The organism is Streptomyces sp. CBMA156, assembly GCF_014596515.1.
GTDB lineage: Bacteria > Actinomycetota > Actinomycetes > Streptomycetales > Streptomycetaceae > Kitasatospora.
In genome coordinates this window covers 24,632-35,220 of the sequence record NZ_MSJQ01000235.1, presented here as the reverse complement: position 1 = coordinate 35,220, position 10,589 = coordinate 24,632, and the positions used below count along the sequence as shown (strand labels likewise).

Annotated in this window: 10 protein-coding genes; all 10 read left to right on the top strand. The window is 75.0% G+C overall.

Annotated features, from left to right (window positions below; translation table 11 throughout):
* A partial coding sequence (locus BU198_RS19595; protein WP_223244637.1) for a hypothetical protein occupies positions 1-533 on the top strand: 533 nt, incomplete at its 5' end.
* The gene (locus BU198_RS43840; protein WP_188298160.1) at positions 530-2,308 is read left to right on the top strand and encodes a hypothetical protein; all 1,779 of its coding nucleotides are present in this window, start codon (positions 530-532) and stop codon (positions 2,306-2,308) included. The genes BU198_RS19595 and BU198_RS43840, both read left to right, overlap by 4 nt.
* Entirely contained in the window at positions 2,305-3,174 is an 870-nt protein-coding gene (locus BU198_RS19585) for a Scr1 family TA system antitoxin-like transcriptional regulator (RefSeq protein WP_188298159.1), read from the top strand. The genes BU198_RS43840 and BU198_RS19585 overlap by 4 nt, the downstream gene beginning before the upstream one ends.
* Positions 3,175-3,767: 593 nt before the next feature.
* Positions 3,768-5,675: a glycoside hydrolase family 15 protein gene (locus BU198_RS19580; protein ID WP_223244642.1), complete on the top strand. Its 1,908-nt coding sequence runs from the start codon at positions 3,768-3,770 to the stop codon at positions 5,673-5,675.
* Positions 5,672-6,724, top strand: coding sequence for an SAM-dependent methyltransferase (locus BU198_RS19575; RefSeq protein ID WP_188298157.1), 1,053 nt, complete (start codon positions 5,672-5,674; stop codon positions 6,722-6,724). The genes BU198_RS19580 and BU198_RS19575 overlap by 4 nt, the downstream gene beginning before the upstream one ends.
* The gene (locus BU198_RS19570) at positions 6,721-7,704 is read left to right on the top strand and encodes a hypothetical protein (RefSeq protein ID WP_188298156.1); all 984 of its coding nucleotides are present in this window, start codon (positions 6,721-6,723) and stop codon (positions 7,702-7,704) included. The genes BU198_RS19575 and BU198_RS19570 overlap by 4 nt, the downstream gene beginning before the upstream one ends.
* A complete protein-coding gene (locus BU198_RS19565; RefSeq protein WP_188298155.1) occupies positions 7,701-7,841 on the top strand; it encodes a hypothetical protein in 141 nt (46 codons plus the stop codon). The genes BU198_RS19570 and BU198_RS19565 overlap by 4 nt, the downstream gene beginning before the upstream one ends.
* On the top strand, positions 7,838-8,593 hold the full coding sequence (locus tag BU198_RS43835) for a response regulator transcription factor (protein ID WP_188298154.1): 756 nt from the start codon (positions 7,838-7,840) through the stop codon (positions 8,591-8,593). Before BU198_RS19565 ends, BU198_RS43835 begins: the two co-directional genes overlap by 4 nt.
* Positions 8,590-9,432: an SAM-dependent methyltransferase gene (locus tag BU198_RS19555; RefSeq protein ID WP_188298153.1), complete on the top strand. Its 843-nt coding sequence runs from the start codon at positions 8,590-8,592 to the stop codon at positions 9,430-9,432. The genes BU198_RS43835 and BU198_RS19555 overlap by 4 nt, the downstream gene beginning before the upstream one ends.
* Before the next feature lie 104 nt (positions 9,433-9,536).
* Entirely contained in the window at positions 9,537-10,385 is an 849-nt protein-coding gene (locus BU198_RS19550) for an SAM-dependent methyltransferase (protein WP_188298152.1), read from the top strand.
* Positions 10,386-10,589: the final 204 nt, after the last annotated feature.

Below are 10,589 nucleotides of genomic sequence, written 5' to 3'. Positions count from 1 at the left end.
CCGCCAGGCCTGGCAGGCGGCGGCCACTGCTGCTCGTCGCCGCCGACAGCACCACACCCGGCCGGTGGCAGGCGCTGTCGACCCTCGCCGGCGCCGTGGCCGCCCTCGACCCGGACCTGCGCAGAGCCCTGCGCGGCGCCCGCACGCGGGACGACGGCTGGACCGGCCTGGAGACGGCACTGCCCCTGCCGCCCGGAGCCCGTGAACAGCAGGCCCGGGTGGTCTGCGCGTGGGCGGATGCGACCGTGGTCGAGGAGATGCGGGAGAGCGCCGAGCGTGCGGAAGCCGCCGGGGGCCTGCGGGCGGACACCCTCTCGCCCACCGGCCTTCGGCTGAGCCGCTGGCAGGCCGCGCGCCGGCGCGCCTCCACGCCCGTGTCCACTGCCAGGCCGGGCGCGCAGCACCGGGAACCAGGACACGGTCCCCGTGCCGGCCCCGCTGACCAGGCGGCGAGAAGCCAGACGCCACGCCCCCACCCCTTCACCTCTGAGTATCCAGCTGCGGCCCACGCCCGACCCCCAGGAATCCCGTGAACCACGCCGTCACCTCCGATCCCGCACCGCGCACCGCGGCGCACCTGCTCGCCGAGGCCCTGCCCCGCGGCCAGGCCTCCCTCGACTGGGCCGCCGAGTTGTGCGGGCCGGGCACCGTGCGCAGCATCGCGGCCACCCGGCAGACCTCGCCCGCCACCGTCCGACGCGAGATGGCGGCCCTGATGGAGCGCTGCGGCACGCTCCTGCGCCCCCAGGTCGCCGCCCAGTACGCCGCGGCCGGCCTCGTCCCCGCCGACCGCCTGCCGCGCGAGGTGGAGGATCCCTGGAACCTGGACCACGTGGACCGGGCTCTGCTGCGGCTGCTCGCCCGCCTGCCCCACCCCGCCATCGCCGCCGAACTCGCCCTCACCCAGGCCACCGTGGGGCAACGCGCGGCGCGCCTACGGCGTCGGCTGAACGTGGCGACCGATCACGAGGCGACCGCGCTCGCCGCGAGCCGGGACCTGGTGCGCCCGGGCGACGCCCGCCCCGGTCTGCCGCTGCCCGGCCCGTCCGTCCCCGGGCCGCTCGCCCCGGCCGTCGCGGCGGTCCTCACCGCCCTGGCCCTCGCACCGGCCGCGGCGGCGCAGATCCCGCGCCCCGAGCAGCACACCGTGGCCGCCGCCGTGGCCCACGCCCTCGCCGGCCACGGCTCACGCGTGCTGGTGATCGCCGCCGACGGCCCGGCGTGGGACAGCGCGATGGACACCTGGACCCGCGCCCGCGCCCACGAAGGCGCCGTGGTGGGCCTGTTGTCGCGTCCCCGCAGCGTTCCGGCCCCGCAGGACGACGGTCAGCGGGCCCTGGCCTGGACACCGCGTGGCCTGGTCGACCTGGCCGGCACCCGGCAGCCGGCCACCGTCGTGGTCACACCTCAGGCCCTGGACACGCTGACCGAGCTGCACCGCGCCGCCGGCGACCGGCCCCTCGCCCCGTGGGACCTGATCGTCACCGCCTCCTCCGGGCCGGAACACTTGGGGGCGCCGCACGACGGCCAGGGGCTGCCCACCGCGGCCCGCCTCACCCTCACCTCCACCCATCCGCGTCGTCTCCCCCGGCAGGCCGGCCCCGTAGTGGTACGGCGCAGCGCGTTACTCGCCGCGCAGCAAGGCCTGATGCGCGGTCACCGGCTGCTGGCCGTCCCCCACGCGGGCGCCGCCGGGACTCCGGACAGCCTGGCGGCCCTGATCCTGGAGGTGGCCCGCCGTCACGGGCTGCGGCGCGTGCAGGTGGTGTGCGCCTCCGCGCCGGCGTGCCGTCGGCTGACGGAGGCCGTCGGCAGGGCCGCCCGGGCCCTGCCCGCATGGCTGCGCCCGGCGTCCCTGTGGACCGGCACACTCACCCCCACCCTGCCCGCCGGGAGGCGGGACGACGTGGTGTGGCAGTTCGCCCAGGGCCACGAGGACCTGCTGGTGCTGGCCGCCCACGGTCCGCACCGGGCCACCGGCGCGGACGCCCTGCTGGTCGCCGCCCCGTACGACGAACACACGGCGGGCGAGGCCGTCGAATGGGCCCTGGAGACCCGCGGGCGGCACGACGGCCTGCGCACGCTCGTCGTCCTGGTACCCCTCGCCGCCGACGGCACCGGCCGCACCGGGACCGAGGCGCTCGTGCGGGCGTGCGCCGCCCTGGACCCCGCTCTCGTCGACCGCGCCGCACAGCACCCGGCCACATCCCGGTGGCCGTGGATCGAAGGGGGACCGTACCTGGACACCGGGCAGCACCGGCATCTCGACGCAGCAGCCCGGGCCCTGACCGCGGGACAGGCGTCGTGAGCGCCGACCGGGACCCCGACGACGTCCAGGAGCCCGCCCTGCTGGTGCCGAGCGGGCCGGTCGTCGCCGGGCTGCGCCTGGCCGCGCTGCGCGAGGCGGGCAACCTCACCCTGCGGGAAACCGCCGGCGCGGCGAAGATCACCCTGCGGCAGCTCGCCGCCGTCGAAGCCGGCCGGGCGCCGGCCCCGCCGGCGCAGCGGCTGAGCCGGCTGCTGCGTGCGCTCGGCGCCGCGCAGGACCTGCCGGTCCTGGACACCCTCATCCGCCGGACCTGGACCGAGAGCACCGTCGACGACCAGACAGGCTGGGCCGGCCGCCTGGAGAGCGTCCTGTCGCAGGCCACCGCGTGGCGGACGGCAGGCGGCGGCATCATGCCAGCGGGCGTCAGGACCGCCGCCTACCACCACGCCCTCACCGCCGGCCCGGACCCGGACACAGGTGAGGCCGGGGACGAGGCCGTGTTCACGCGGCTCGCGACGACGGCACCGCCCGTACGCGTCCAGGTGTACCTCGACGAGCAGGTCCTCGACCGGGCCTGCGGCGGCCCGGCAGCCGCCGCCGCACAGTTCGACCACCTCGCGGAGCTGACCCGGCACGGCTGGGTGACGGTGGCCCTCGTCCCGGCCGTCGCCTCCCCCGGCGGCCCCGCGCTGATCCACCTCACCACCGCGGCCGGGCCGCTCGTCGTCGAGGCGGATCCAACCGGCGTCCGCTACCACACCGGAACGACGGCGCACCGCGCGATCGACACCGTCGACTCGGTCCACCACCGCGCGGGCCGGACGAACGACGCCCCCGCGTACCTGCGCGTCGCGGCCCAGTGGATGCGCGCCCGCACCACCACCCCCGCGGGGGCGACACCGTGACCGAGGCCGACACCCTGACCGTTCCCGCCGCCGGGCCACACCACGCCGTCACCACCGCCCGCGCCGCCGGCCTCCGCACGATCAGGCCCCACCCCGGCTCCCGGGGACCTGCCTGCGGGCCGAACGAAGGGCCACCGACCTGCGGCTGCGCCAGACCGCGTCCTCGATCGGCGCCACCGCCCGGAACCTGGCCGCCATCGAGCCCGGCCACCATGGCCGTGCAGTTCGGCGTGCCGGGTCTGGCCGACCAGCCCGACCCCCTCATGCGCCTGCGCGAGGAGCAGGTGATCGGCCATCGGCCGGCCACCCGGCCCGGACACCGAACCCGTCGAACTCCACCGGCTCGACGGCTCGAGGCACACGCTGCCGGCCGAGGTCACGACGAACGGCGCCATCTGCCGCGGCGGGGAGGCCGCCACCGCGCGCAGTCGCCTCACAGACGCCCGCCTCGCCCGATCCCGGCCCTGCTCCACGAGCCGGGTCCTGCTGTCCCAGGTCAGCACGCACCTGGCCACGACCCCCTGACCACACCCCCGGCTCCACATCCCTGGCCGGTCACCACCCTTGCGAACGGACGCCTTCCCTTGAGCACCATGACCATGCCCCGCTCCGCGACCAGAGCCGCCACTGCCCTCGAAGACCTCGTGCCACTGGGCGACACCCGCACCGCTGTACTGCTGTCCACCTCCGGCGTCGTCGAGTGGGGCTGCGACACCCTCGACGGCAGCGCCCACTTCGCGGCGCTGCTCGGCGGCCCCGAGCACGGACACTGGACGCTCGCACCCCAGGGCACCGGTCGGGCAACGCGCAGCGCCTGGGACGGCGACGCGCTCGTTTTGGTCCAGGAGTGGGACACCGACGACGGCAGCGTGCGGGTGACGTCGTTCATGCCGCCCCAGCCCGCGGGCTCTCGCCTCAGCCGCCTCCACCAGATCGTCGAGGGTCTGACCGGCACTGTCGCGATGGCCTCGCACTACGCGCCGGCATTCGGGTACGGACGCCTGCCCGGTCACGTGCGGTGGGTGGCCCGCCAGGGCGGCACGGACGCCCTGGCGCTGACCGCCGGGTCCGTCACGCTGCTGCTCGACGGCCCCGGGCACGAGCCGGCCGCCGCCCCCGGGCGCGGATGGAGCGCGGAGTTCACCGTCGCTGCGGGGGAGCAGCACCCGCTGACCCTGACCGTCGGCGGATCCGGCACCACGGCATGGCCCGCCCCGACGCCGAGCGTCGACCTGACCGCCACCCGCCGGGACTGGAAGTCCTGGGCCTCCCATCTGACCTACCAGGGCCCCTACCGGGAGGCGGTCCTGCGCGCCGCCGCACTGCTGCGGCTGCTGACGGTCCGCGAAACCGGCGCGGTGGCCGCGGCCCTGACCACCTCCGTGCCGGAGTGGATCGGCGGCGCCCGCAACTGGGACTACCGCTACTGCTGGCTGCGCGACTCCGCGCTCACCGTCGAGGCACTGGTGCGCCTGGGCTTCCTGGAGGAGGCCGCGCGGTGGCGGCAGTGGCTGGTGCGGGCAGTCGGCGGTGACCTGGAACAGGCCGCCATCATGTACACGCTCGACGGCGGCCGTGACCTGACGGAACGAGAGCTGGACTGGCTGCCCGGGTACGCGGGCTCCACGCCGGTGCGGGTCGGCAACGGCGCAGCCGGACAGGCGCAGCACGACGTCTACGGGGAGCTGATCCAGGCGCTCGTGGCCTGTGAGCGAGCCGGGATGCCGGCGGACCCCGACGTGGATGCGCTGATGGTCGCCCTCGGCGAGCGGATCTGCACGGTGTGGCGGCTGGAGGACGCCGGGATCTGGGAAGTCCGCGGCCCCTGGCGCCACTTCGTCCACAGCAAACTGCTGTGCTGGCAGGGCCTGGACCTGCTGGTCGGCTGGGCCAGCGACCGGGCCGCGGCCGGTGTGCCCGTCACCGCCCCCGACGCGGTCGGGCGGTGGACGCAGGCGCGCGAGGCGATCAAGGCATCCGTGTGCCGGAACGGCTACAGCGAGCAGGCCGGTGTGTTCACCCAGTACTACGGCGGGCGTGAACTGGACGCCGCCGTCCTGCTGATGGCGCCGGCCGGAGTCCTGCCCCCGGACGACAAGCGGCTGGTCTCCACTGTAGAGGCCGTCATGCGGGACCTGGTCGACGCCAACGGGTTCGTCCGCCGTTACCGGCCGCGCCCGGACGGCGCGGTCGACGGCCTGACCGACGACGAGGGTGCCTTCATCGCCTGCAGCTTCCACGCGGTCGAGGCCCTCGCGGCGCTCGGCCACACCCGGGAGGCCCGCACCCTGTTCGAACGCCTGCTGGCCCTTCGGACCCCGCACGGGGTGCTGTCGGAGATGTGGGACGCCGACCGTCAGCAGCTCACCGGGAACCTCCCTCAGGGCTTCTCCTTGTGGGCGCTGGTCTCCGCAGCGCTCGCCCTGGACCCCACGGCACCCAGCCCGCTGGTCCGCGTCCCCCGCCACCGGCGCCCCCTGGACGCGGAGGCTTCCGCATGACGCCCCCGGCCCCCGCCACCACGGCCGGCACACCGGACCGCACCACAGTGGACCAGGTCATCGAGGGCCTCCTCACCCAGGCCAGGTCCTGCCGCGTCACCGACTACTTCATCGGCGGCTCCGACTCCTTCCGGGTCGACCGCGCCACCGCACTCGCGTTCATGAGGCTGGTCTCCAACGCACCCGATCTCGCCTTCCACGCCAGGGCGTTCACTGAGCACAGCGTCGGCGCCCTCGTCCGCGAGCACGGCATCCGCCAGTTCGTCGACCTCGGCTGCGGCCTGCCCCTGCACAGCCGCCGCAACGTCCACGAGATCGCGCAGGCCATCGCCGCCGACAGCACGACGGTCTACGTCGACAACGACCCCCTGGTCCTCAATCACGCCCGCCTCTACCTGCGCACCGACCAGACGGCGGTCGTCGAAGCCGACCTCGCCGACGGGCTGCACCCGATCCTCGAACACCCGAAGGCCCGGGCGCTCCTCGACCCGGACCGGCCGGTCGCGGTCCTGCTGTGCTCCACCCTGGAGACGCTGCCCGACGAGGCACTGCCCGCCGCGCTGCTGGCCGACCTGCCCTCCCTCATGCCCGCCGGCAGCTTCGTCGTGCTCACCCACCTGGCGAGCGCCGACGAACATGCCGCCGACCGGGCCTCGGCCCTCATGCGACAGCAGATCCTGGGCGGCTGGGGACGTATCCGCTCCCACAACGAGGTGGCGGCGCTCGTGGCCGGCCTGTCCCTCCTGGAACCGGGCCTGACCGACCTGAGCACCCTGCCCCCGCCCGCACCCGCGGTCCGCACGGCCCTGCGCGAAACCGGCCCAAGCCCGGTCACCGTGCTGGGCGCCGTCGCCCGCCTCGATCCGTCACCCGCCACGCGACGGCGCGCCGCCGCTCGCGCGTTCGGCGCCCACAACGCCGCGCAGCTGGGCTATGCCGCCGTCGCCACCGGCACCGTCCAGCTCGACGCGATCCACCCCGCATGCCCCCGCCTGACCCTGCCCGATGCCCTCATCAAGACCGCGCCCCCCGCCGGAGACCCCCGATGAGCACTGCCAGAATCCCCGCGCTGTCCGCCTCACCGGCCACGCACGCCGAGCTGCTGCTGACCGACCTGCGGGGCCGAGTGCTGCTCGCCCCCGGTCCGGACGGCACGGACCCGGACCTGCCGCGAGGTCCCGTGCCGCCCGGTGAGGCGCCCTACGCGGCCGCCCGGCGAGGCGCCGAAGCCGTGACCGGACTGGCCCATCTGCTCCCCGGACGGCTGCTCGCCATGGACTGGCACCCCGCCGGCGCCCAGACCCTCGTCACCTACGACCACCCGCCCCTGACCGACGCCCAGACCGGCACGCTTGACGACGGCCGCCGCGGCGCACCGCTCCTGGTCGCCCCCGCCGATCTCGCGGCCCACGCACCGGGCGCCGCCAGGCGCATCCTGGCTCTACTTCACGCCCGGGTCGAAGGCCGCACAGCCGAACTCGTCCAGGGCAGCCTGCGCCACCCCGGTGTGCTGGACGTGCACGGGGTGCTCGCCCGCACCCGGGCCCCCGTCCCTGCCTCGTGGGAGCGGGACGGCCGCGGCGGCGAGGCGGAGGCCGGGACGGAGGTCCACGGCTGGCTCTGGCACACGGCCGGCCTCGTCCTGCTCTGCCACGACCTGGAGACCGGTCAGACCGCGTTGCCCGGCGGCCCCCTCGAGCCCGGCGAGGCGGACGTCCCGGAAGCGGCCCTGCGCCGCGTGTGCGCCGGCGGCGTCCACGCCTTCGTCAAGGGCGTCACGGTCATCGGCCGCCGCGGCGCCGGCGTCCGCGCAGTCGGCTTCCTGCCCGGGCCCGCTCTCGCGATGGCGCCCGGCTCGCGGATCCAGCGGCTGCTGGTGACCCCCGAGCAGGTCCTGGACCTGTGCGCGGGCCAGGTCTGCCGCAGGGAACTGGAGGAGGCGTGCCGGACGGTCGACCTGCCCGGGGCCGCGCAACTGCCCGACCGCCGGCCCGTCGTCGCCGTGCCCGCCGAAGGGATGCCCTGGTGACCATCGACCCGGGAGAGGGCGCGGAGCGCGCCGTGGCGGACGGGCCGGGCCTCGTGAACCGCCTGCGATGGGCCGTCAACGGCCTGATGATCGACCTGAGTGACGGTCTGACCGCGTCGCCCGGAGCCGTCCTGTGACCGTCACGGCCGCCCGGCCCTCCGGTGGCTACGTGTACCGCGAACAGCTCCCGCCGACGACCGGACGCCGATCAGGGTACACGCTCCTCGCCAGGGCGCGTCCCGCCCGCCCCGGGCCTCGCATCGCCATCGCGGCGCCGCTCCTGCAGGCAGAATCCCTGACCGTCGCGCTGCGCCTCCACGGCTGGATCGCCGGCCCGGCCCGGCCCGGCGACCGGGCCGACGTCCTGGTACTCGCCGTCGACGGCCAGACATCGTGCGAGGCACGGATCCAGCACCTGAAGCGGGCGCTGCCGGCGGCTGCGGCCCTCGCCGTCGGACCGCACGACGGCACGGTGGCCTTCGGTGCCCTGCTGGCGGGGGCGGACGGATATCTGCCCCACGACGCGGGCGTGGACGAGGCCCACGAAGCGCTCACGCTGCTCCTGTCCGGCCATGCGGCGATCGGCTCCGCTCTGCTGCACCAGGCGCTGGAGGCGGCTGACAGCCGTCCCGGGGCAGACGAGGGCACGCGGTTCGCCGTCCTGCTCACCAAACGGGAACGGCAGGCGCTGCAAGGCGCGGCCGACGGGCTGGACACCGACGGCATCTCCCGGCGTCTCGGTATCAGCCCGACCACGACCCGCAGCCACATCCAGCGGGTCATCACCAAACTCGATGCCGACAGCCGCCCGCACGCGGTCGCGATCGCCCGCCGACACCGTCTCCTGAACCCCGACTCCTCCCCGCCTCTTGAAGGGCCCCGCCCATGACCGCCACACCCGCCGAACGTCCGGACGTCTCGGTGCCCTGCGCCTTCCGCATGGCGGACTCCTGGACCTCCGGCACCGCCAGCTTCGCGCCGGACCGCCTCGCCGCGCAGGCCATCGAGGCCGCTGTACCCGGCACCGCCCGCGCGTCCCTCGCGGGCGCCGACTTCGAGTTCCGGGTGCTGGAGCATCTCGCCGACGCGGGCATCACGCAGGTCCTGCACCTGGGACACGGATACCCCTACGCCCCGGCGATCCGGGGCGTCCTCGGTTGGGAGACGGTCCAGCAGCACAACGCCGGTGCTCCCGTGGTGCTGGTCTGCACGGACCGGACCGTCTACACCCGGACCGAGATGCTGGTGCACGCCGACGCGCCGGTCGTGACCCTGTTCCGGGAGCAGCTGGGTCCGGAGATCCTCGACGATCCGAGGGTGCGGGATGTCATCGATCTCGCGCAGCCGGTCGCGGTGCTGCTCACCGGCCTCCATCACCAGCATCCCGCACCCGACCTGTCGGCGCTCGTGGGGGGTATCACCGCCTGTATGGCGCCGGGGAGCTTGCTGGCGTTGTCCCACCTGGCCGCACCCGCCCGTCGGCACCGCAGGCGGCTGACCCGGCTGATGCACGAGGCTACGGACGGCCGCTGGGGCAGGGTCCGCGCGCCCGGCGACCTGGCCAAGGCGTTGCTGGGCTTGGAGAGGGTCGGTCCCCGGCCCGGGGACGTCACCGCGTGGTCGGCGGTCGGACGTACCCTGCCCACCCACGCGAACCTTCCCATGGCGGGCCCGGCCCCGGCGGTCTTCGAGTACGGGGCCCTGGTCCGCGTCCGGGCCTGGGCCTGATGCCCGCCGTGCGTCCTGCCCGTGCCCCACTGACCTGCGCACCATCGGTCGCCGCACCGAGCGGCCAGCACGTCGAAGGAACCGTCCGTGAAGAGGCCCTGTCCATGAGCAGAATGCACGCCGGAACCTGTACCTGGGACAACCAGATACCGAACGGGCTGAGGATGACCAATCGCCTCGCCGGTCAGGAACTGAACCACTCCGCCGACCAGGTCTTGGCCGACGAGCTCTCCGGACTCGTGGACGGCGTGCGCGCCGCCGTATGCGACGCCGTCGAGTTCAAGGTCGAGGTCGCCAGGGCGGCCGTGGACAGGGGAATCCGGCAGATTGTCGACCTCGGCTGCGGGGTTCCCCAAAACCCCTATCTGTACAGGACCGTGCAGTCCCACGATCCCGACGCGCTGGTGGTGTCCGTGGAGCACGACGAGTGGGCGCTCGCATATGCCCGGACCTCACTCGACGTCAGCGATCGCACCCCGGTGATCGCGGCGTCGTACCTCTGCGCTGACGTACTCGACCACCCGGATCTGCGCTGCCGTGTCACCTGGGAACGGCCGGTGTGCGCGCTCCTCGTCTCTGCCGCGCACACCGCGCCCCTCCACGACCTCGCGGCTCTGGTCTCCGACCTCGTCGGGCGCCTTCCCCGGGGGAGCGTGCTCGCCGTCTCCCAGTGGACGCTCGACGACGAGCTCCTGCGAGGGACCGTCAACGATTTGTTGACCGAGCGCACCCGCGGCCGGTGGGGGCTGGTGCGCAGCAGCGCCGAGATCACCGCCGCGCTCGCCCCGCACCCGCTGCTCGGCCCGCCCAGCCCTGTGGCCGGGCATGCGTGGCCGGCCACAGGGCGGGTCCCGGCACCTGCCGGTGGACAGCGGGCCGCACTGGTCGAGTTCGGCGGCATCATCCACGTTGGCAACCCGCTGCTGCCGGTCGATCACCAGGACATGCCATGACCGCATCCGCACTCCGGTCTGCCGGTTCCAGGAACGCCACCCGCCCGGGGCATGGCACGGCGAGCTCTCACGGACTCCCCGCCGAACAGCCGGACCTGAAGGCCGCGACAGCCCATGAGGGCGCACGCCGCGCACCGTCCGGTGGGTGCCGACCCTCGGCCGTTCCGATGCCGAAATCCTGCGCCGACAAGGAGCACCGTCCAC